This window comes from Streptomyces sp. NPDC058457 (assembly GCF_042720695.1).
In the GTDB taxonomy this organism is placed as follows: Bacteria; Actinomycetota; Actinomycetes; order Streptomycetales; family Streptomycetaceae; genus Streptomyces.
Window position 1 is genome coordinate 22,249 of sequence record NZ_JBHXLU010000002.1, and the last position, 21,933, is coordinate 44,181.

The 21,933-nt window shown below is 71.7% G+C and carries 19 protein-coding genes and 2 tRNA genes; 16 read left to right on the top strand and 5 right to left on the bottom strand.

Annotation, left to right across the window (positions count from 1 at the left end; genetic code table 11):
• The first annotated feature begins 102 nt into the window (after positions 1–102).
• From rsfS to ACFWPS_RS02025, 3 genes are all read left to right on the top strand, one after another.
• The gene (rsfS, locus tag ACFWPS_RS02015; protein ID WP_350780500.1) at positions 103–549 is read left to right on the top strand and encodes a ribosome silencing factor; all 447 of its coding nucleotides are present in this window, start codon (positions 103–105) and stop codon (positions 547–549) included.
• Positions 546–1,214: a histidine phosphatase family protein gene (locus tag ACFWPS_RS02020; protein WP_383699846.1), complete on the top strand. Its 669-nt coding sequence runs from the start codon at positions 546–548 to the stop codon at positions 1,212–1,214. The genes rsfS and ACFWPS_RS02020 overlap by 4 nt, the downstream gene beginning before the upstream one ends.
• Before the next feature lie 154 nt (positions 1,215–1,368).
• A tRNA-Ala gene (locus ACFWPS_RS02025) sits at positions 1,369–1,441 on the top strand.
• A gap of 67 nt (positions 1,442–1,508) precedes the next feature.
• Here the strand turns inward: ACFWPS_RS02025 and ACFWPS_RS02030 are convergent.
• Entirely contained in the window at positions 1,509–2,450 is a 942-nt protein-coding gene (locus tag ACFWPS_RS02030) for a helix-turn-helix transcriptional regulator (protein WP_383699848.1), read from the bottom strand.
• Positions 2,451–2,544: 94 nt separating this feature from the next.
• Between ACFWPS_RS02030 and ACFWPS_RS02035 the strand changes: the two genes are divergently transcribed.
• The 3 genes from ACFWPS_RS02035 (at position 2,545) to ACFWPS_RS02045 (ending at position 4,493) form a co-directional block, all read left to right on the top strand.
• On the top strand, positions 2,545–4,014 hold the full coding sequence (locus ACFWPS_RS02035) for an MFS transporter (protein ID WP_383699850.1): 1,470 nt from the start codon (positions 2,545–2,547) through the stop codon (positions 4,012–4,014).
• A gap of 68 nt (positions 4,015–4,082) precedes the next feature.
• A complete protein-coding gene (locus ACFWPS_RS02040; RefSeq protein ID WP_107436402.1) occupies positions 4,083–4,256 on the top strand; it encodes a hypothetical protein in 174 nt (57 codons plus the stop codon).
• Positions 4,257–4,259: 3 nt separating this feature from the next.
• Positions 4,260–4,493 (top strand): hypothetical protein, encoded by a 234-nt coding sequence (locus ACFWPS_RS02045; RefSeq protein WP_006136074.1) that lies wholly within the window; start codon positions 4,260–4,262, stop codon positions 4,491–4,493.
• Here the strand turns inward: ACFWPS_RS02045 and ACFWPS_RS02050 are convergent.
• On the bottom strand, positions 4,472–5,683 hold the full coding sequence (locus ACFWPS_RS02050; protein WP_383699852.1) for a glycosyltransferase 87 family protein: 1,212 nt from the start codon (positions 5,681–5,683) through the stop codon (positions 4,472–4,474). The genes ACFWPS_RS02045 and ACFWPS_RS02050 overlap by 22 nt on opposite strands.
• 113 nt (positions 5,684–5,796) lie before the next feature.
• Between ACFWPS_RS02050 and ACFWPS_RS02055 the strand changes: the two genes are divergently transcribed.
• A tRNA-Ala gene (locus ACFWPS_RS02055) sits at positions 5,797–5,869 on the top strand.
• A gap of 213 nt (positions 5,870–6,082) precedes the next feature.
• On the opposite strand, the gene ACFWPS_RS02060 is transcribed toward ACFWPS_RS02055, so the two are convergent.
• Positions 6,083–7,696 (bottom strand): NADH-ubiquinone oxidoreductase-F iron-sulfur binding region domain-containing protein, encoded by a 1,614-nt coding sequence (locus ACFWPS_RS02060; RefSeq protein ID WP_383699854.1) that lies wholly within the window; start codon positions 7,694–7,696, stop codon positions 6,083–6,085.
• Positions 7,693–8,961, bottom strand: a complete 1,269-nt coding sequence (locus ACFWPS_RS02065) for a cytochrome b/b6 domain-containing protein (protein ID WP_383699856.1) — start codon at positions 8,959–8,961, stop codon at positions 7,693–7,695. The genes ACFWPS_RS02060 and ACFWPS_RS02065 overlap by 4 nt, the downstream gene beginning before the upstream one ends.
• Positions 8,962–9,388: 427 nt before the next feature.
• Between ACFWPS_RS02065 and leuS the strand changes: the two genes are divergently transcribed.
• The 9 genes from leuS to holA all read left to right on the top strand — a co-directional run bounded on the left by leuS (position 9,389) and on the right by holA (position 21,257).
• Positions 9,389–12,268: a leucine--tRNA ligase gene (leuS, locus tag ACFWPS_RS02070; RefSeq protein ID WP_383699858.1), complete on the top strand. Its 2,880-nt coding sequence runs from the start codon at positions 9,389–9,391 to the stop codon at positions 12,266–12,268.
• Between the two features lie 151 nt (positions 12,269–12,419).
• Entirely contained in the window at positions 12,420–13,148 is a 729-nt protein-coding gene (locus ACFWPS_RS02075; protein ID WP_383699860.1) for a hypothetical protein, read from the top strand.
• Positions 13,149–13,220: 72 nt separating this feature from the next.
• The gene (locus ACFWPS_RS02080) at positions 13,221–14,066 is read left to right on the top strand and encodes a DegV family protein (protein ID WP_383699862.1); all 846 of its coding nucleotides are present in this window, start codon (positions 13,221–13,223) and stop codon (positions 14,064–14,066) included.
• 131 nt (positions 14,067–14,197) lie between these two features.
• A complete protein-coding gene (locus ACFWPS_RS02085; RefSeq protein ID WP_383699864.1) occupies positions 14,198–15,361 on the top strand; it encodes a helix-hairpin-helix domain-containing protein in 1,164 nt (387 codons plus the stop codon).
• Between the two features lie 5 nt (positions 15,362–15,366).
• The gene (locus ACFWPS_RS02090; RefSeq protein ID WP_383699866.1) at positions 15,367–17,973 is read left to right on the top strand and encodes a ComEC/Rec2 family competence protein; all 2,607 of its coding nucleotides are present in this window, start codon (positions 15,367–15,369) and stop codon (positions 17,971–17,973) included.
• A 13-nt stretch (positions 17,974–17,986) separates the two neighbouring features.
• Positions 17,987–18,832, top strand: a complete 846-nt coding sequence (locus ACFWPS_RS02095; protein ID WP_383700420.1) for an arylamine N-acetyltransferase — start codon at positions 17,987–17,989, stop codon at positions 18,830–18,832.
• Positions 18,833–19,006: 174 nt separating this feature from the next.
• Positions 19,007–19,888, top strand: coding sequence for a YceI family protein (locus ACFWPS_RS02100; RefSeq protein WP_383699868.1), 882 nt, complete (start codon positions 19,007–19,009; stop codon positions 19,886–19,888).
• Between the two features lie 61 nt (positions 19,889–19,949).
• Positions 19,950–20,195, top strand: coding sequence for a hypothetical protein (locus tag ACFWPS_RS02105; RefSeq protein ID WP_383699870.1), 246 nt, complete (start codon positions 19,950–19,952; stop codon positions 20,193–20,195).
• 72 nt (positions 20,196–20,267) lie between these two features.
• Positions 20,268–21,257, top strand: a complete 990-nt coding sequence (gene holA, locus ACFWPS_RS02110; protein ID WP_383699872.1) for a DNA polymerase III subunit delta — start codon at positions 20,268–20,270, stop codon at positions 21,255–21,257.
• Between the two features lie 205 nt (positions 21,258–21,462).
• Here the strand turns inward: holA and rpsT are convergent, their stop codons facing one another.
• Positions 21,463–21,729, bottom strand: a complete 267-nt coding sequence (gene rpsT, locus ACFWPS_RS02115; protein WP_383699874.1) for a 30S ribosomal protein S20 — start codon at positions 21,727–21,729, stop codon at positions 21,463–21,465.
• Positions 21,730–21,933 lie beyond the last annotated feature (204 nt).

Consider the following 21,933-nt stretch of genomic DNA (forward strand, 5'->3'; position numbering starts at 1 on the left):
CGGCGGCCCGTCGCACCCCACGTGACGCGGTAATCACGTGGGGTGCGCCCGGCGGTCCGTGAGACCCTTGGTGTCAAACGACCGCCGAAGGAAAGCCACGCAGTGACCGCAACCGACCGTTCCCTCGAGCTCATCTCCGCCGCCGCCCAGGCAGCCGCCGACAAGCTCGCCCACGACGTCATCGCCTACGACGTCAGCGACGTCCTGTCGATCACGGACGCCTTCCTGCTGGCCTCAGCACCCAACGACCGCCAGGTCAAGTCGATCGTCGACGAGATCGAGGAACGCCTCCAGAAGGAACTCGGCGCCAAGCCGGTGCGCCGCGAGGGCGACCGTGAGGCCCGCTGGATCCTGCTCGACTACGTCGACATCGTCGTCCACGTGCAGCACAGCGAGGAGCGTGTCTTCTACGCCCTGGAGCGGCTGTGGAAGGACTGCCCCGAGATCGAGCTGCCGGCCGACGCCAAGGCCACCCGCGGCAAGGCGGCGGCCCACGCCCAGCTGCAGGCCGCCGAGGACACCGGCGAGCCGGGCGGGGAGTGGCGATGAGCGCCACGGCTGAGGTGACCGACCGCAGGGGCCGCGGTCGCCGCGTCATCCTGTGGCGGCACGGCCAGACCGCCTGGAACGTGGAGCGCCGCTTCCAGGGCTCCACCGACGTCGAGCTCACGGAGACCGGCGTCGGCCAGGCCCGCCGCGCGGCCCGCCTGCTCGCCTCCCTCGGCCCGGACACGATCGTCTCCTCCGATCTGCGACGGGCCGCAGACACGGCCGCCCAGCTCGCCGCCCTCACCGGCCTCGACGTGATCCGTGACGAGGGACTGCGGGAGACGTACGCGGGCGTCTGGCAGGGACTCACCCACGAGGAGATCATCGCCCGCCACGGCGACGAGTACGCCGCCTGGAAACGCGGCGAGCCGGTCCGCCGCGGCGGCGGCGAACTGGAGACCGAGGTCGCCGACCGGGCCGCCCCCGTCGTGCTCAGGCACGCCGAGAAGCTCCCCGAGGACGGCACCCTCGTGGTGGTCAGCCACGGCGGTACCATCCGCACCACCATCGGCCGTCTCCTCGGCCTGGAGTCCCAGCACTGGGAGAGCCTCGGCGGTCTCACCAACTGCTGCTGGTCCGTGCTCGGCGAGGGCGCCCGCGGCTGGCGGCTCCTGGAGCACAACGCCGGCACCCTCCCGGAGCCCGTCCTCGGCGACGACGACTGAGGGCCGACGACCGAGGGCCGACGACTGAAGGCCGGCGGCTGAGGTCTCTCCTGTCACCCGGCCCGCCCCGGGGCCCGGATTTCACTTTCCGGCAGGTCGCAGGCTAAAGTTCTTCTTGTTCACCCCGCCGAGCGGAAAGACGGGAAGAACGCAAGGGGCTATAGCTCAGTTGGTAGAGCGCCTGCATGGCATGCAGGAGGTCAGGAGTTCAATTCTCCTTAGCTCCACAGATCGACACTCTGCACACTGTCGAGTTGTCAAAGATCGGTGATGGAAATCCCGTCCTCTTCAGATTCAGAGGGCGGGATTTCTCGTGTTCCACTCCCGGATGATCTCGGTGGCCTCCTCCTCCGTCACCGGCCACAGCCGCTGCCGGCGCTCCCGCAGCAATGCCACCCGCTCCCGCGTCCGTTCGTCCTCCGGCGTGTAGACCACGATCCGTGCCTCCGGCATCCCGTCGATCGACAGCGACTGCGAGGTCATCCGCAGTTCTCCTACCGCCTCATGACGGAACGTCTTCACCCGCGGCCCCGGCTGCGCGACCGCCCCGCTCGCCCACAACCGGGCGAAGTACGGACTGACCTGGGACAGCGCCCGTATGAAGTCCTCCCAGGCCGGCTCTCCGACATGTCTGCCGTACGAGGAACGCAGGGTCGCCACCATCACCGGCAGTTCGCGCTGCAGGTGCACCACCGGGCAGGCGTCCTCCGAGACCGTGAACAGCGTCCACAGCACGTTCGGCACGCCGATCCGTACCGTCTCCGGCACCAGGAACAGGTCCCGATAGGCGGCGTTGGTGGCCAGCAAGTCGTAGCGCGACGTGTACACCACCGCCATCAGCGGGTCGAGCGCGTCGATGATGCCCTGCACCTCCGCGCCGACCGACCGGGACAGCCCCTCCGGCATCGGGGCGAACGGCACCTCCGCCAGCCGGTACAGATGCTCGCGCTCCGGCAGGTCCAGCATCAGCGTCCGCGCCACCGCGTCCAGCACCTGCGCCGACGCGTTGATCGGCCGGCCCTGCTCCAGCCACGTGTACCAGGTCACGCCCACGCCCGAGAGCTGGGCGACCTCCTCCCGCCGCAGCCCCGGCGTGCGCCGCCGCAGCCCCGGCGGCATCCCGACGTCCGCCGGCTGCACCCGGGCCCGCCTGCTGCGCAGGAACGCCGCCAGCTCGGGCCTGCGGCGGTGTGCTGTCGTTGCCATCGTCACGTCCCCCGTCGTCACGTCCTCCATCGTGGGCGCGGCCCCCGTTCCCTGCCAGGTGCTGCCAGTACCAGCATCGGCGGGCTCTCGGCACCCGTACCGGCCCGCCGCCACGCTCGGACGCATGACGACGACACCCCGGACGGGACCAGGTCCCGCAACGGCTCCGACCCCTGCGAAAAGTGAAGCACCCGGCACTGACAACCGGCCCCGGCTGCTCCTCGCGGTCGTCCTCGCGGCCCTGTTCATGGCCGTGCTGGACGTCTTCATCGTGAACGTCGCGGCCCCCACCATGGGTTCCGAACTCCACGCCTCCGGCGCCGACTTGCAGCTGGTCGTGGCCGGCTACGCCATCACCTACTCGGTACTGCTGATCACCGGCGCCCGGCTCGGCGACCGGTTCGGCCACGGCCGGGTCCACCTGGCCGGCCTCGCCCTGTTCACGACGGCGTCGCTCGCCTGCGGCCTGGCCCAGGGGGCCACCGAGCTGATCGTGTTCCGGCTGGTGCAGGGCGCCGGATCGGCGGTGATGATCCCGCAGGTCCTCAGCATCATCCAGCGCTCCTTCACCGGCGAGGCCCGCATCAGGGCGCTCGGCGCCTACTCCGCGGTCCTCGCGGTCGGCGCCGCCGCCGGCCAGATCATCGGCGGCGTCCTGGTCAGCGCCGACCTGTTCGGCACCGGCTGGCGGCCGGTGTTCCTCGTCAACGTGCCCGTTGGCGCCGTACTCCTCGTCCTCGGCCGACGCGTCCTTCCGTTCGGCGCCGGATCCGGTCCCGATCGGGCACGCGGGCTGGACCTGCCCGGCCTGGTCCTGCTGGGGGCCGCCGTGTCGCTGCTGACGGTCCCGCTGGTGCTGGGACAGGAGGAGAACTGGCCGCTGTGGTCCTGGCTGTCCCTGGCCGCCGCCGTGCTCCTGTTCGCGCTGTTCTGCGGCTACGAGTCGCGGCTGGCCCGGCGCGGCGGCGCTCCGCTGATCGCTCTCCGGGTGCTCCGCCACCCCGGCATGGCCCTGGCCGTCCTGCGCATCCTCGCCGTCATGGCCGTCAACGCCGGATTCCTCTTCACGCTCACCCTGCACGTCCAGAGCGGCCTCGGCTACAGCGCGCTGCGCGCCGGTCTCACCTTCGCGCCGACCGCCGTCGTCTTCGGCGCGGTCGCCCTCACCTGGCGCAGGTGGCCGGCCGCCTGGCAGCGGGCGCTGGCTCCGGCCGGGTTCGTGCTCACCGCGCTGGGCGTGACCGGCGTCGGGCTGGCCTTCCACGGGGGCGGCGACGGGGGCGCGCAGCTCTATGTTGCGTACGCCGGATTGGGCGCGGGGCTCGCGCTCGCGTTCAGCCCCACGCTCACCGGCGCGCTCGCAACCGTGCGCCCCGAGGACGCGGCGGACGCCAGCGGACTCCTCGCGACCGTCACCCAGCTCGGTCAGCTCATAGGGGTCGCCGCGTTCGGCACACTGTTCTTGAACCGGCTTGAGTCAGTTGGGGGCCCGCGGGCGTATACCTCTGCGGAGGCGCTGTCAGCCTGCGCATGGGCGCTCGCCGCGACAGCGGCCGCGGGTGCCGTGTCCGGACTGGTACTGAGGCGTCGCTGACCGTATTGGTCCGGCCGTGGCAGAATCAAACGGCCGGAAGGGGGCGCGGCCCGACGGGAGGAGTAGCGATGCCTGCGAGCATCCTTGAGGAGGGCGGCCACCTCCTCGGTGCGGCGTTGATACGGGACACGACCACCCGGCTGCTCTGCCCTTCCTGCGGTTCCGTACATGTCGCCCAAGTGCTCGGCGACAACGGCGGGATCTCCTACGTGTGCACGGCCTGCGGCCACAGCTGGAGCTGATCGATGGGTGCACACAGGCGGAAGTGCGACTGGTGCGGGAGCGGTACCCCGATCGTCCGCGACATGGAGCCGATCAACCCCGACTACCAGTACTGGTGCGAGGAATGCGCGCGGGCGCTGATCATAAAAGGCGACCCGATCGAGACCTACCGTGAACTGGAGGGCGAGCCGATCTACGGCCGGCTCCTCGAAGAGCACTGCACGCTCAAACGGTTCTATTCGTTCGTCACGGCCTGAGCGGGGCCCGGCTTCGGCAACGATGTCCGGGCGATCGCGAGGAACAGCACCCCGGTGACCGTGTAGAGCCCGGACAGCGTCAAGGCGACGGTGTCCTGGTGCAGTTCGGGCCGCCCTTGGCCGTGCGGCACCCACCACAGGGCGTACGAGCAGAAGACCAGCAGCGTGGCCGCGGCCGCTGTCCGCTGCCCGCGCGTCCACAGCAGCAGCACCACCGGTACGCACCACACCCAGTGGTGCGACCAGGACACCGGGCTGATCAGCAGCGCGGTCACCGCGCAGACGGCCACCGCCCAGGCCCGCCGGCCCCGCAACTCCGCCGTCACCGCCACCGCGAGCCCCAGGACGGCCGTCAGGGCCGCCGTGGCGGCCCAGAGGGCTCCCGGGTCGGGGGTGTGCAGCAAGCGCGCCAGAACGCCGCGCAGGGCCTGATTCGCGGTCTCCTCGGCCCGGCCCACCCGCCCCGTCCGGAACACCATCCCGGTCCAGAACCGCCACGAGTCGTACGGCAGGACGGCCGCCGCCAGCAGGGTCGCCCCCGCGAAGGCGGCGGCAGACCCGCGCGCGTGCCGCAGCCACGGGCCCCCGTCCCGTCCTGCGAGGCGCGCGGTCAGGCCCGTGGCGAGCAGGAACACCGCGAACAGGGCGGGTGTCAGCTTGACCGCAGCCGCGAGCCCCACCCCCACCCCCGCCCAGCGGTCCGGGCGTTCGGCCGGACGGCGTGACAGATCCCGCAGCACCAGTACGGCCAGCAGCAGGTTGACCTGCCCGTAGCGCACGGTCGTCCACACCGGCTCGCACCACACCGCCGCCGCCGCGACCCACAGCACGCGCTCCACGCGCGCGTGCCCGACGAGCCGCATCGACAGCCCGACGAACACCAGCAGCAGGGCGAGATTCGCGGCCGTCGCCAGCGTGCGCATGCCCGTGACGTCCAGCAACGTCAGCGGCGTGAACAGCAGTGCCGCGAACGGAGGGTAGGTGGACGGCAGATGAGCCGCCGTCGTACGCAGCGCGTAGAGATCGCCCCCCGAGCGGACGGTCGCCCCCTCCGCCCGGTAGACCATCAGGTCGATCATCGACACGTGCGCGGCCCGCTGGGCCATCCAGAACGCCGTGAACGACAGGAGACACGCTCCCAGGGCCACCGGCGCCCGGCGCCGGGTCTCGGAGAACGCGATCACGGTCACGAAGTCCGACACTAGCCTCCGTATCCGTACAGAACGGAAACGATTTGGTGGTGCACCCCTTCGACCGTGTAATGTTGGCGTCGCCGCCAGGGAAGCCAGGCGGAACGGGACAAGGGGCTATAGCTCAGTTGGTAGAGCGCCTGCATGGCATGCAGGAGGTCAGGAGTTCAATTCTCCTTAGCTCCACAGAAATCGAAGGCGGACCATCCGAACGGATGGTCCGCCTTCGGCGTTTTGGTGGTGGACCTCGCTCCGGCCGACGTTCTTCCGGTGATCTTCTCCCGTTCGGCGTTGTCCCGAAAACAGCCGGCAACCTCGTCCTCGGGTTCGTCCCGCACGCGTGGGGCGGGCCACCCGACCAGGGTGACCCGCCCCACATGCGTGCCGTGAAATGTGCGATCAGCGTCCCAGCGCCCGGCGGCCGCGGCCCTGCGAGAGAACCGGCAGGTTCTTGGCCGGTGCCTGCGAACGCGTGTCCTCCTCCAGGCGCAGGGCGAGCGCTGGGCAGCGGCGCACCGCGCGCAGCGCCTTGGCCTCCGCGAACCGGGGCACCTTCGCCTGCGCGACCGTCGGGAAACCGTCCGCGCCCAGTTCGAAGACCTCCGGGAGGATGTCCGCGCACAGACCGTGGCCCCGGCACAGCGTCCAGTCGACGTAGATCTTCTGGCGGCTGCCGGCGCCGTTGTCCTCGGGCTCTCCGCCGCCGGGGATGCCCGTGGGCATCTTGCCGTCCTCGAAGAGCGGCAGAACGCCCTCCACGGGCCGTCCGCAGCCGTTTCCGAGAACGTGCGCGGCCAGGTCGTCGGTGAACGCCTTGATCGTCGACTCGAGGAACATCGCGGAGCCGTCCGGGTGCGAGCATGCGCCGCGCCGCTTCACGTTCTTCGCGACCTGCTTGAGCGCCTCCAGGGCGGCCGGTCCACCGCCGTTGAGGATGTCCTCCATGCCGCGCGCGGCCGCCGGCAGGCCCAGGTAGCAGGGACCGCACTGTCCCGCGCTCTCCTCAGCCAGCCACTGGGCGACCCGCAGTGACTCGCCCAGCGGACAGGTCTCCTGCGTGATCGGCAGGATGGCGCCGGCGCCGAGCGCCCCGCCCACCGCGTCGAGCGAGTTGCGGGAGACAATCGCCTCGTTGACCGTGGCCGCGTCGATCCACTTGCCGTGGTAGCCGCCGGTCAGCACACCCTGCGGCACCGGCGGGGCGCCGGCCAGCTGCAGGACGTAGCGCAGCGGCACGCCCGTGGGGACCTCGATCACCATGGGGCGGGCGACCGCCCCGGAGACCGTCAGCATGACGGTGCCCGGCTCGTCGTACAGGCCGGTGTTGCCGTAACGCTCCGGGCCGATACGGGCGGCGATCGCCAGCTGCGCGAACGTCTCCGCGTTCGACAGCAGCGTGGGCGCGCCGCCGACACCGTTCTGCGAGGCACTGGTCTTGCGGCCGGGCGGGATCGCCGGACCGCCGTCGATCGAGCGGACCAGCGACGCGGCGGCGCCGGTGACCATGCGGACCGGGTTGCGTTGGACGAACGCCTTCAGCGCCGAACGCCGGCCGTTGCTCAGACCGCGCTCGGCGAGCGCCTGCTCCATGGAGCGCTGCGTGGACTCCCGGGTGACCCCCACCACGAGCGTGCGGGCACCCAGCGCCTCGGCGCACAGCAGAGCACCGTCCAGGATCAGATGCGGGGCACGGTTGATCAGCACCGTGTCCTTGCGGCAGGCCGGTTCGTCCTCACTGCCGTTGACGACGACGACCGGCCGTACGCCGCGCTTGATCGCGGCCTCGGCGACCGAGCGCAGCTTTTTGTGGAAGGGGAAGCCCGCGCCGCCGCGGCCCTTCAGGTTGATGCGTTCGGAGAGCTGCGCGAGCTGCTCCCCGCCCAGGGGTTCAAGCGGCCCATGCACCTTGAGGTGCATGGGCAGATCGAGTCTTTCGACAAGGTCGAAGCCCGACGTTAGCTGCGGAAGGCCGACCACGCGGACTTCTGGGACGTCGGGCAGGGCCTCGTTCACCTATAGCCTCCGGAAGGCGTGTTCCAAGGTTCGCCCGAACCCGGGGCGTCGAAGGATGCGCCGGGCGGTGGTTCGTTGGCGGGACCGCTGTTGTACGTGTCATTCGAGTTGTACGTCCCGTACCGGGCGTTCGTCTCACCCGTGTCGTACACATCACGTCCGGTCGTGCCGCCGACGCCCGGATTGCCATAGGCCGGGATGTTGTATCCGGTGTCCTGGAGCGGGTCGTACGCCGACCGGGGGGCTTCGCCGACCGGCGGCGGGGACGGGATCGGCCAGCTGCCCGAGGTGCTGGACGGGCCGTCCATGCGCTCCATACGCGCGGTCTGGCCGGCCGCGAACGGCGACTGCGGCTGGCCGGGCGCGGACGTGGCCCGGTAGGCGGCGGCGAAGCCGGAGGCCGGATCGGGGCCGGGTGCGGCGGCCGCCGCGGACGGGAACAGCGGGTTCGACTGAGAGGTCGCCGTGTCGGCGCGCGACGGCCTCGGCTCGCGCTCGCGCATGGCCTCGTAGCCAGGCAGCGTGGACTCGCCCACCCGGGCGCGGCTGGCGTCCAGGTCGTCCAGCTCCGGCCGCTCCGAACTGCCCAGGACGGAGACGAGGCGGTCGGCGACCCGCCGCTTGAACGGGCGCGGGGCGGCGCGCAGCGCCAGTGCGGCCATCACGCCGACCAGGCACAGGTCGTACGAGATCATGAAGAACGGCTTCGCCGCGCGGCCCGCGTACAGGCCGTGGATGAGCGCGGCGCACCAGGCCGGGTAGGCCAGCATGTGCATGGCACGCCAGCGGGCCGCGACGACGGCCGGGGCGGCGAAGTTGCTGCGCAGGGCGCCGGTGACGCCCACGAAGATCATCAGCAGTCCGGCCAGCGAACCGAGCCCGATCAGGCCGGCGCTTCCGGTGATGCCGAGCGAGAACGGAATGATCGCGGCGATCACCACGGTGTGATCGAGGGCGATCTTCGTGACGATGTGCACCAGCAGGAAAGCGATCGAGGCGACCGCGGTCGTCCGGTGCACCGCCTGGCCGACGATTCGCTGGCGGGTGTTGAGAAAGATGCGGTCCTGTGCGATCAGGCCCCAGATCACCGAGCAGCTCAGCGAGACGAGTGAGAGTACGCCCGCGCCGAAGTTCAGGAACGACTGGAACTGGCTGCCTCCGGTCAGCACGACCACGGGTATGAGCAACAGGACGACAGCGGACGCCACCCCCCAGGCCGAACGGCCTGGCTTGGGAAGCGTGCTGTTACTACGACGAGGGTTCATGGGGGCAACTCCGAGCAGTTCGGGAAAGCGGTCCCGGTGCCGCAGCCTAAGTGGCGCCATACCGATCAGTACGAGGTTTGAGTTATTGCGTTGTTATCAAAGGGTCATGCGGCCCTTGTGATGTCCCTTAGCGGACGTTACGCGAACTAATTTTTGAACCTGGTTCAACTCTCGTCCCGGTGGTCGCCTCAGACGCACGTGTCAACCGTTGATACGCAAGCGCGTCGCGGCTTGCTCAACGGCTGCGGTACCCTGACGCCATGTGTGCCGTACGCCTTCTGCTTAGCGGGCCGCGCTGATCAGTCCCGACCGCCGGATGAAACGGTTGGTCGGCATCGGCGCGGCGTCCCCTCCTGTGCGAGGGGATTTTTCGTTTCTAGAACGTCCACAGCCGCAGGCAGAGACGACCGATGGAGCTTTGAGGATCATGAGCGAGATGAACCCCGCTGCCACCGCCACGTCGGCGGAGGCCGCGCCGCACCGCTACACGGCCGCCCTGGCGGCCGAGATCGAGGCACGCTGGCAGGACTTCTGGGACGCCGACGGCACCTACGCGGCGCCGAACCCCACGGGCGACCTGGCCGGCAACCCCGCGCTGGTCGCCAGGCCCAAGAAGTTCATCATGGACATGTTCCCGTACCCGTCCGGTGCGGGCCTGCACGTCGGCCACCCCCTGGGCTACATCGCCACCGACGTCTTCGCCCGCTTCCAGCGGATGAACGGCCACAACGTCCTGCACACCCTGGGCTTCGACGCCTTCGGCCTGCCCGCCGAGCAGTACGCCGTGCAGACCGGCACGCACCCGCGCGTGTCCACCGAAGCCAACATCGAGAACATGAAGGTCCAGCTGCGCCGGCTGGGCCTGGGCCACGACAAGCGCCGGTCGTTCGCCACGATCGACCCGGACTACTACAAGTGGACCCAGTGGATCTTCCTGCAGATCTTCAACTCCTGGTACGACGACGAGGCGAAGAAGGCCCGCCCGATCTCCGAGCTGATCGCCCAGTTCGAGTCCGGTGAGCGTGCCGTACCGGGTCACACGCGCGCGTGGAACGAGCTGACCGCCACCGAGCGCGCCGACGTCCTGGGCGAGTTCCGCCTGGCCTACGCCTCCGACGCACCGGTCAACTGGTGCCCCGGCCTGGGCACCGTGCTGGCCAACGAGGAGGTCACCGCCGACGGCCGTTCCGAGCGCGGCAACTTCCCCGTCTTCAAGGCCAAGCTGCGCCAGTGGAACATGCGCATCACCGCCTACGCCGACCGGCTGCTGGACGATCTGAACGAGCTGGACTGGCCCGAGGCCATCAAGCTGCAGCAGCGCAACTGGATCGGCCGTAGCGAGGGCGCCCGCGTCGACTTCCCGATCGACGGCGAGAAGATCACCGTCTTCACCACGCGCCCGGACACCCTGTTCGGCGCGACCTACATGGTGCTGGCTCCCGAGCACCCGCTGGTCGACCGGTTCGTCCCGGCGGCATGGCCCGAGGCCACTCACGACGTGTGGACCGGCGGCCACGCCACCCCCGCCGAGGCCGTCGCCGCGTACCGTGCGCAGGCCGGTGCCAAGTCCGACGTGGAGCGGCAGGCCGAGGCCAAGGACAAGACCGGTGTGTTCACCGGCGCGTACGCGACCAACCCGGTCAACGGCGACAAGATCCCGGTGTTCATCGCCGACTACGTGCTGATGGGCTACGGCACCGGGGCGATCATGGCCGTGCCGGCCGGCGACCAGCGCGACTTCGAGTTCGCGCGCGCCTTCGAGCTGCCGATCGTCTGCATTATCGAGCCGACCGACGGCCGCGGCACCGACACGTCGACGTGGGAGGACGCCTTCGCCTCGTACGACGCGAAGATCGTCAACTCCTCCCACGACGACATCAAGCTGGACGGCCTGCCGGTGGCCGAGGCCAAGGCCCGTATCACCGAGTGGCTGGCCCGCAAGGGCATCGGCGAGGGCACCGTCAACTTCCGGCTGCGCGACTGGCTGTTCAGCCGCCAGCGCTACTGGGGCGAGCCCTTCCCGATCGTCTACGACGAGGACGGCGTCGCCCACGCGCTGCCCGAGTCGATGCTGCCGCTGGAACTGCCGGAGGTCGACGACTACTCGCCGCGCACCTTCGACCCGGAGGACGCCGACACCCAGCCCGAGACACCGCTGTCGCGCGACGAGGACTGGGTCAACGTCACCCTGGACCTGGGCGACGGGCCGAAGAAGTACCGCCGTGAGACCAACACCATGCCCAACTGGGCCGGTTCCTGCTGGTACGAGCTGCGCTACCTGGACCCGCACAACAGCGAGCAGCTGGTCGACCCGCAGATCGAGCAGTACTGGATGGGCCCGCGCGAGGGCATGCCGCACGGCGGTGTCGACCTGTACGTCGGCGGTGCCGAGCACGCCGTGCTGCACCTGCTCTACGCCCGTTTCTGGTCGAAGGTCCTGTACGACCTGGGGCACGTCTCGTCCGTCGAGCCGTTCCACAAGCTGTTCAACCAGGGCATGATCCAGGCCTACGTCTACCGCGACGCACGCGGTTTCCCGGTGCCCGCCGCCGAGGTCGAGGAACTGGGCGGCGAGTACTACTACCAGGGCGAGAAGGTCACCCGCCTGCTGGGCAAGATGGGCAAGTCCCTGAAGAACGCGGTGACTCCCGACGAGATCTGTGCCGAGTACGGCGCCGACACGCTGCGCCTGTACGAGATGGCGATGGGCCCGCTGGACGTCTCCCGGCCGTGGGACACGCGCGCGGTGGTCGGCCAGTTCCGGCTGCTGCAGCGGCTGTGGCGCAACATCGTCGACGAGGCCACCGGCGAGGTCACCTCCACCGACGCCGATGCGGACGAGGAGACGCTGCGCGTCCTGCACAAGGCGATCGACGGGGTCCGCCAGGATCTGGAGGGCCTGCGCTTCAACACGGCCATCGCCAAGGTCACCGAGCTGAACAACCACCTGACGAAGGCGGGCGGCGCGGTGCCGCGTCAGGTCGCCGAGCCGCTGGTGCTGATGATCGCGCCGCTGGCCCCGCACATCGCCGAGGAGCTGTGGCGCAAGCTGGGCCACACCGACTCGGTCGTGCACCGGGACTTCCCGGTCGCCGATCCGAACTACGTCGTCGACGAGACCGTGACCTGCGTCGTACAGGTCAAGGGCAAGGTCAAGGCCCGCCTGGAGGTGCCGCCGGCCATCTCCGACGAAGAGCTGGAGAAGGCGGCGCTGGCCGACGAGAAGGTCGTCGCGGCGCTGGGCGGCGCCGGGATCCGCAAGGTGATCGTGCGCGCACCGAAGCTGGTGAACATCGTCACGGCGTGACACCGCGGACCGCCTCCGGGTGGTCCCCTACGGGCAGGTTCGGGGTTTTTCTGGAACTCCGGGCCTGCTCTTTGCGTTTACCGTTGTGGGGCAGGGCCATCCACACAGTGCCCGGAAACGGCCGGGGTGGTGGGCAGCGAGGAGGAGCACCGTGGAAGCAGTGATCGCCGTATTCGCCGTGCTCTTCCTGCTCTTCGTCGCCGGTGGGGCGTACGTCACGTTCAAGGCGGTCGGTGCCGCCAAGCGCGGGGTGGACCGTACGATCACGCAGGCCCGGCGCACGGTCGAGGATCACACGTTGCGCGCCAAGTCCATGGTCCAGATCGGCCCGGCGGGCGAGATCGCCCAGCTCCGGCTCGCCCTGCGCACCTCGATGCGGGCCACCCAGGACGCGTTGTATGCGGGCGTCGCCGAGGACGAGTCGCTGAAGGAGTCCCTCGGCCTCTTCCAGCGCCTCAGCGCGCACGGGCAGGAACTGGACGGCGAACTCAGGCGCCTGGAGTCCGAACCGGACCGGGCCACGCTCGCCACGCGCCTGCCCGAGCTGCGCCGCCGCACCGAGCGCATCACCGAATCCGCGGACGCGTTGCGCTGGGCGGCCCGCGACCGGGCCCGCCGCTTCGCCGACGACGATCTTGACACCTTGAGCAGCCAGATCGGCGTCGAGGCGGACGCCCTGCGGCACTGGACCCGGCCGGACCCGGCCGCGGAGACTCCGCCGTGGCCCGAGGCCGCCGCCGGCCCCGGCGACCGTCAGACCTGGCCCGAACAACCCAGGTCCGCCGCGGCCGAGGACCCGGTGCAGCCCGCGATCACCCCGCCCGGCCGCCCTCGGGCTTACCCCTGGCAGAAGAAGCCCCGGCCGGAGAGCACCACTTGACTCGGCCGGTCCCGGTCCGGGCCGTCGGGGGCGGGCTGCCGCGCCCGGGCTACGCCAGGTAACCTCCAGCTCATGTCCCGCCATGTCGCGATCGTCACCGATTCAACGGCCTACCTGCCGCCGCGGACGGTGGAGCGCCACGGCATCACCGCGGTGCCCCTGACCGTGGTCCTCGGCGACCGAGCGTTCGAAGAGGGCACCGAGATCTCGACGCGTTCCCTGGCCCAGGCTTTGCAGAAGCGGCGCCCCGTCACCACGTCCCGGCCCAGCCCGGAGGTGTTCGCCGAAACGTACCGCAGGGTCGCCGGGGCCGGGGCCACCGGCATCGTCTCGCTCCACCTGTCCGCCGAACTGTCGGGCACCTACGACGCGGCGGTCGTCGCCGCCCGCGAGGCACCCGTCCCGGTGCGCGTGGTGGACACCGGGATGGTCGCCATGGCCCTGGGTTTCTGCGCGCTCGCGGCGGCCGAGGCCGCCGAGGCGGACGGCACCGTCGACGAGGCCGTCACGGCGGCGGAGAAGCGGGCCGCCGGCACCTCCGCGTACTTCTACGTCGACACCCTCGACTATCTGCGCCGTGGCGGTCGCATCGGCACCGCCCAGGCCCTGCTGGGCTCCGCGCTCGCCGTGAAGCCCCTGCTCCAGCTCGACGGCGGACGGATCGAGCTCCTGGAGAAGGTGCGGACGGCGTCGCGGGCCATCGCCCGCCTCGAGGAGCTCACCGCCGAGCGTGCGGGCGGCGCCGAGGTGGACATCGCCGTCCACCATCTCGCCGCCCCGGACCGTGCCTCGGCCCTCGCCGACCGGCTGCGGGCGCGGGTGCCCGGGCTGGTCGACCTGCATGTGAGCGAGGTCGGTGCGGTCATCGGCGCGCACACCGGCCCCGGGTTGCTCGGGGCGGTCGTCTCGCTGCGGTGACCTGTGGACGCGGGGGCGTGAGCCTCGGCACCATCACTCGTGCGGGTGGCGGAGTTGTCCACAACTCGGCCGCGGTCCACGGAAACTGACCAAGATCATCGCGGATCGGCGGGAAGCCCGATCCTCGTCGCATGGCACTTCGATCACGCTCACACGAGACACATGCGACCAGTGGCCCGGGCCGGGGCCCCACCTCCGACGGCCGCACCCGGCACCGCAGCTCCCCGGTCCGGGCCCGTCTCCGGCACCGCCCCGCCCCGGCGGACGAACTGCGCCGCCGGGCGGAACTCCTCTTCGGTGAACGGGCCGTCGCCAGGCCGCCGGTGCCGGGGCAAGGACCGCCCACCGCGGAAACGGTGACCGGCACCGGTGCGGCGACCGGACTGACCGCGGCCGCGTCCGCGGTGCGCACGGCCACGGCCGGAGCGCGCACCGCCGCGGCGGCCCTGTCCACGGCGGCGGCCGTGATGTCGTCGGCCCGTGCGCTGGCCGGTGAGGCCACGGCGCGACGGGAGCCGGCGCTGCCCGGGCTGCGGTCCCGGGTCGGGCTCGCCGTACGGGAACGGATGCCGGTGTGGCTGCAGACGCGCTGCGGGCTGGAACGCCGGGGCGCGGTCGCCCTCGGGGTGGTCCTCGTCGTGGCTGCGGCGCTGGCCGTGCAGCACTTCTGGGCGGGCCGGACAGAGCCCGTGAGCGCGCCGGAGGTGGTGCGTGCGGAGGCGCCGTACGAGAAGAGCGAGGAGCCGGGACCCGCCGTAGGCGCCGCCGCCGGAGCCGGTACCGCCGCGGCGCCCGGTGCGCTCGACCGGACCGGCGGGACCGGTCCCACCGGTGGGACCGGAGGAACCGGCAGGTCCGGTGGGGAGATTGTGGTGGATGTCACCGGGAAGGTCCGTGACCCGGGGGTCCACACGCTGCCGGCCGGGTCCCGGGTGACCGACGCGCTGCGGGCGGCGGGCGGGGTGCGGCCCGGTACGGACACCGACGGACTCAACCGTGCCCGCTTCCTGACGGACGGCGAACAGATCGTCGTCGGGGGCCCCGCCCCGCCGGCCGTGCCGGGCCAGGCCGTGGGTGGTGCCGCGACGGGAGCCGGCCCGTCCGTTCCCGTCTCCCTGAACACCGCGACCGTGGAGCAGCTCGACGCCCTGCCCGGAGTCGGCCCGGTGCTCGCCCAGCACATCGTCGACTTCCGCACACAGCACGGCGGTTTCCGTTCGGTCGACGAACTTCGCCAGGTCAGGGGCATCGGTGACCGCCGTTACTCCGACCTGCGGGACCTGGTACGGCCATGAGTCGCATGACCGACGGTGCGGCCTCGGGCCCCGTGGTCGGACACCGGGGCGTGCACGTCGGCCCGGGGGAGCGGCTCGGAACCGCGCACGCCCGGCAGGACGCGCGGGCCGACCTGCGGCTGGTGCCGCCCGCGCTGGCCGTCTGGGCGACGGCGGCGCTGGCACTGGACGCACCGGCCGGGTGGACGGCCGGTACCGCCGTCGTCTGCCTGGTCGCCGGGGTGATCCTGCTGCGGCTCGGCCGGACGCGCCCCCGGCCGGGGGCGGTGACCGCCGGAGCCGGAGCCGTAACCGGAGCCGGAGCCGTAACCGGAGCCGCAACCGGGTCCGCCCGGCCGGCCTGGCGGCAGGCCTCGGCCGGCGCGCTGCTCCTCTGCGTCGCCGGGGCCGCCGCCTCCGCGGGGCTGCACGGGGCGGACGTACGCCGAGGACCGGTTCCCGCGCTGGCCCGCGAGTACGCCACCGTGAGCGCGGAGGTGGAGCTCACGGGCGACCCGTGGGCCGCCAGGCCACGCGTGCGAGGGGACCACGCCACCCAGGCCGCCGTGCTGGTGCGTGGCGAGGTGCGGCGGGTGGAGAAGGCTGACGGGACCGCGATGACGACGCGTTCCCCGGTACTGGTGGTCGTGGACACGGGGGTGCGGGCGCCCGGTGGTGGTGGCCGGGCGCGGTGGCTCGGGCTGCTGCCCTCCACGCGGCTGCGGGTGAGCGGGCGGCTGGCGCCGGCCACGGCCGGCGGGGACCGGGTCGCGGCGATGCTGCGGGTGCGGGACCGACCCGCGCCGATGGTGGTGGGGGAGCCGAGCGGGCCGCAGCGGCTGGCCGGGCGGTTGCGGGCCGGGTTGCGGGAGGCGACCGACGGGCTGCCCGAGGACGCGCGGGCGCTGCTGCCCGGGCTGGTCGTCGGGGACACCTCACGGATCACCCCGGAACTGGACGAGGCGTTCGAGGCGACCGACCTCGCGCACACCCTCGCGGTGTCGGGCAGCAACCTCACCATCCTGCTCGCCCTGCTCGTCGGACCGCCGGGACTGGCTCAGCAGACCGAGCGCCGGGGGCTGGCTCCGCGCCTCGGGCTGTCGCTGCGGGCGACCGCGCTGTTCGCGTCGGCGCTCACGCTCGCCTTCGTCGTGGTGTGCCGGCCGGACCCGAGCGTGCTGCGGGCCGCGGCCTGCGGCGCGGTCGCCCTGCTCGCCCTGGCGACCGGTCGCCGCAGGTCCCTGGTCCCGGCACTGGCGACGGCGGTTCTGCTGCTGGTGCTCTACGACCCGTGGCTGGCCCGCAGTTACGGCTTCCTGCTGTCGGTGCTGGCCACCGGTTCGCTGCTGATGCTGGCGCCCGGGTGGGGCGAGGCGCTGCGGCGGCGCGGGGTGCCGGAGCGGCTGGCCGAGGGACTGGCGGCGGCCGCGGCGGCGCAGGCGGTGTGCGGGCCGGTGGTCTCGGTGCTGTCGGCCCGGGTGAGCCTGGTGGCGGTGCCCTGCAATCTGCTGGCGGAGATCGCGGTCGCGCCGGCCACGGTCCTGGGGTTCGGGGCGCTTGTGGCGGCTCCGGTGTCGATGCCGGTGGCCAAGGTGCTGGCGTGGTGCGCCGGTTGGCCGGCCGGGTGGATCGCGGGGATCGCCCGGGCCGGGGCCGGGCTGCCGGGTGCGGGCGTGGACTGGCCCGGGAGCTGGGCGGGGGCGCTGCTGCTGGCCGGGGTGACGGTGGTCGTCGTACTGCTGGGGCGGCGGTTGCTGCGGCATCCGTGGTGGTGCGGGGCGCTGGGAGTGCTGCTCGTGCTGTTGGTGGTACGGCCGGCGCCGCTGACCCGGGTGATCACGGGCTGGCCGCCGCCCGGCTGGCGGCTGGCGATGTGCGACGTCGGGCAGGGCGACGCGACCGTGCTCGCGGCGGGCGCGGGCACCGGAGTGGTGGTGGACGCCGGGCCCGATCCGGCGCTGGTCGACCAATGCCTTCGGGAACTCGGCATCACCCGGATCCCGCTCGTGATCCTCACCCACTTCCACGCCGACCACGTGGCGGGGCTGCCCGGGGTGCTGCGCGGGCGTGAGGTGGCGCAGATCGAGACGACCGGTTTCGAGGAACCCGCGGACCAGGCGGAGTTCGTCAGGCGGCAGGCCGCCGAGCACCGTGTCCCGGTCACGCGGGCGGTCGCCGGGGAGCGGCGCAGGGCCGGGCCGCTGGACTGGCGGGTGCTGTGGCCGCCCCCGGACCCGGCCCCTGAACCGGACGGACCGAACGACGCCAGTGTCGCCCTGCTGGTCCGCTCGGCCGGACTGCGGATGCTGCTGCTCGGGGATCTCGAACCCCCGGCCCAGCAGGAGCTGCTGAGATCACCGGCCGCCGCCGGACTGGGCCGGGTGGACGTGCTGAAGGTGGCCCATCACGGGTCGGCGTATCAGGATCCGCAGTTGTTGCGGCTGGTGGCGCCGCGGGTCGCACTCATCTCGTGCGGGGCGGACAACCCTTATGGGCATCCGGCACCGGGCACGGTGGCCGAGCTGCGGGCCGTGGGGGCGGTGGTGCTGCGGACCGACCGGGACGGGGCGCTCGCCGTGACCGGCGGCGGCACGGGCGGGGAGGCGAGGGAGTTGCACGTGGCGCGAGACTGAGGGCATGGACTCGGTGAACCCCGCGCAGATCGACGCCTACCTCCGCCGGCTCGGAGCCGCCCGTCCGGCCCGGCCCACCGCCGAGGCCCTGCGCGAGCTGCATCTGCGGCACCTGCGGACGGTGCCTTTCGAGAACCTGTCGATCCACCTCGGCGAGGAGATAGTGCTGGACGGGAAGCGGCTGCTGGACAAGGTGGTGAGCGCGGGCCGGGGCGGGTTCTGCTACGAACTCAACGGCGCTTTCTCGGTGTTGCTGACCACGCTCGGTTTCGAGGTGACGCCGTTGGCGGGGCGGGTGTACGGGGCGGAGGAGCGGCTCGGGATCCCGTACGACCATCTCGCGCTGCGGGTGCGGACGGTGGACAGGGGCGAGTGGCTCGCCGACGTGGGGTTCGGGGCCCACAGCCACTACCCGCTGGCGTTCGCGGAGCGGGCTGAGCAGGCCGATCCCGGCGGAACGTTCCGGATCGCGGCGGCCGGGCCGGACGCGGCGGGGGTACGGGGCGAGGACGGCGCGGTGGCCGGGGATCTGGACGTGCTGCGCGACGGGCGGCCGCAGTACCGGCTGGAGGTCCGGCCGCGGGTGCTCGGGGACTTCACGGCCGGGGCGTGGTGGCACAGCACCTCGCCGTCGTCGCACTTCACACAGTCGCTGGTCTGTTCCCGGGTCACCGAGGACGGCGGGCGGATCACGCTCAGCGGGCGGACGTTGACGGAGACGGCGGCTGGCGGGGCGCGTGAGGTACGGGAGTTGGAGCGTGACGAGGAGGTGCTCGGGGTCTACCGGGAGCGGTTCGGGATCGAGCTCGACTGTGTGCCGACTGTGCGAAATCCATGGAAAGTAAACCGGAACGGCTAATTCGGTCTTCACCGGAGAATATGTTTCTACTGGCGCGTAGCATACTACTCGTGGGTAGTTCCGGCGCATGCGCCGGATTCCCGCGATGTGGGCCCGTGTTGCCCTGAAAGCCGCAACAGTGATCGAATGTTTCTTCGGTAACGGATGGTGGCGAGGCGTACAGGGGTGGCGAGGATGTTCGGCCGCTTGATGGGAAACCGAACGAACCGGGTGCAGCGGACGAGCCCCCTCGCGGCGGTGCGGACTCCGCCCGACGCCGGGGTGCTGAGCTGCCGGGTGCTCGACCCGGTCAACCAACCGGTGACGAACGCCGAGTTCGCGGTCAGCGACACCATGGGACGCACGGTGGTCGGCGGGGGCACGGATCCCTACGGGTCGTTCGTGACGACCGTGCCGGCCGGGGAGTACCGGCTGGCGGTGTCCGCCGAGGGGTTCACGCCGTACCGGGCCACCGCGCAGGTCGGCGAGAACTGCCTCGCCTCGCTCGGTGACGTGACCCTCCAGGTCGCCCGGCCGCCGGAGCTGCCGGCGCCCGGGGACTGGGAGATCGAGCCGACGCATTCCTCGATCGGCTTCACCGCCCGGCACATCGGACTGGCCCGGATCCACGGGCGGTTCAACTCGTTCGCGGGCGCGGTACGGATGGCCGAGCAGGTGGAGCGGTCCGCGATGCACGTCGTGATCGACGCCGCGACCATCGACACGGGTGTCCGGATGCGCGACGACCATCTGCGGTCGGCCGACTTCCTGGACGTGCAGCGGTTTCCGACGCTGGAGTTCTACAGCGACCGGTTCGTGCACAGGGGCGGCACCAGGTGGGCCGTCACCGGGGCGCTGTCCCTGCACGGCGTGACGCGCACGGTCACTCTCGGCACGGAGTACCTCGGGCTCGGCAACGGCATGGAGGGCGAGGTGCGAGCCGCCTGCCGGGCCACCACCGAACTCCACCGCGACGACTTCACGGTGAGCTGGCAGACGATGCTGGCGCGCGGGATCGCGGTCGTCGGGCCGAGCATCCGCGTCGACCTGGACGTGCAGATCGTCCCGAAGGGCTGAGCAGGCCACTCCGCCCCTGTCCTGCTCGTCGCGGTGGTCGGCGGTGCCCGAGAATGGGGCCGTGAGCGATGTGAGACATGTGCTGGTGCTGCCGGACCGCGATGCGGCAGAGGAGGCGTCCCAGGCCCTCGGGGAGCGGTTCGGGGTCGACGAGGAGCCGCGGGTGGTGCGGGACGCGCTGGCGGGGGAGGACGACGCGGAGGACGCGCAGTGGCTGGTGCTGCTCACGGACGAGCAGGGACGGCTGGACCCGGCGGAGCTGGACGAGTTCGCGGGGGAGTGGGAGGGATGGCGGGAGGAGCCGTAGCAGCGCGGGCGGCCGGGGGTGGGGAAGGTGCGGCCGGGCCCGTTGTCAGTGGGCCGTGGGATGCTTGGCGCGATGGCCAAGAAGAGTGCTGATGACGATCTGCTTGCCCCGGTGACGCTGGCCGTGGGGCAGGAGGAACTGCTGCTCGACCGTGCCGTGCAGCAGGTGGTGGCCGCTGCCCGGGCCGCCGACGCCGACACGGACGTACGGGACCTGAACCCCGACCAGTTGCAGCCCGGCACCCTTGCAGAGCTGACCAGCCCCTCGCTCTTCGCGGAGCGCAAGGTCGTGGTCGTACGCAACGCGCAGGATCTGTCCGCCGACACCGTCAAGGACGTGAAGGCGTACCTCGGGGCGCCCGCCGAGGAGATCACACTCGTGCTGCTGCACGCGGGCGGGGTCAAGGGCAAGGCGCTGCTGGACGCTGCGCGCAAGGCAGGGGCCCGGGAGGTCGCCTGCCCGAAGATGACCAAGCCGGCCGACCGGCTCGCGTTCGTACGGAGCGAGTTCCGGGCGGTGGGGCGGTCCGCCACGCCCGAGGCCTGTCAGGCGCTCGTCGACGCCATCGGCAGCGACCTGCGGGAGCTGGCGTCGGCTGTGACCCAGCTCGCCGCGGACGTCGAGGGCACCATCGACGAGGCCGTCGTCGGGCGCTACTACACCGGGCGGGCCGAGGCGTCGAGCTTCACCGTGGCCGACCGGGCCGTGGAGGGGCGTACCGCGGAAGCGCTGGAGGCGCTGCGCTGGTCGCTTGCGACCGGGGTCGCCCCGGTGATGATCACGAGCGCGCTCGCACAGGGCGTACGGGCGATCGGGAAGCTGGCCGGGGCGCGGGGCGGGCGGCCCGCCGATCTCGCGCGGGAGCTCGGGATGCCGCCGTGGAAGATCGACCGGGTACGGCAGCAGATGCGGGGGTGGACGCCGGACGGGGTCGCGGTGGCGCTGCGGGCCGTCGCCGAGGCGGACGCGGGCGTGAAGGGCGGCGGGGACGATCCCGAGTACGCCCTGGAGAAGGCCGTCGTGACGATCGCGCGGGCGGCGCGGTCACGAGGCCGGGGGTAGCAAGCAAGAGGGGGGCGCGGGAGGCGCCCGGGCATACCGAAGGCCCCGGTGTCCGCCCTGGGGAAGGGCGAGTGCCGGGGCCTTCGTTTCAAGCTGTCGATCGACGCCCGCGTGGCGAACGCAGGCCGCGCGTCGATCCTCGGGTGCCGGTCGGGGGCGGATGAGAGAGGGCCCGCCCGGGTCCCACCGGCGTCAAATCAAGTGTTCAGCCCTTGAGGGAAACAACCTTGGAAGCGAGCGCCGACTTCTTGTTGGCGGCCTGGTTCTTGTGGATGACGCCCTTCGAGACGGCCTTGTCGAGCGCACGCGCGGCAGCGCGCTGCAGCTCGGTGGCCTTCTCGACGTCACCCGCGGCAGCGGCCTCACGGGCCTTGCGGACCGCGGTCTTCAGGGAGGACTTGACGGCCTTGTTGCGCAGCCGAGCCTTCTCGTTGGTCTTGATCCGCTTGATCTGGGACTTGATGTTCGCCACGAATGAGCCTTTTCAGGTTCTGGTACGGGGCCGCGAAGGTCCCGTGCCGATGATTTCTTGAAGTTGTGCCTCGCGCTGAGAGGGCATGAGACACAGCTGCCCACGTTACCAGCGAGCCGGACAATGGCCCAAACCGGTCCCGGGTCTCCCGCCATGGGACCATGGAGACTACGTATCGATCCGACCCGAGGCATAAGGCGCCTC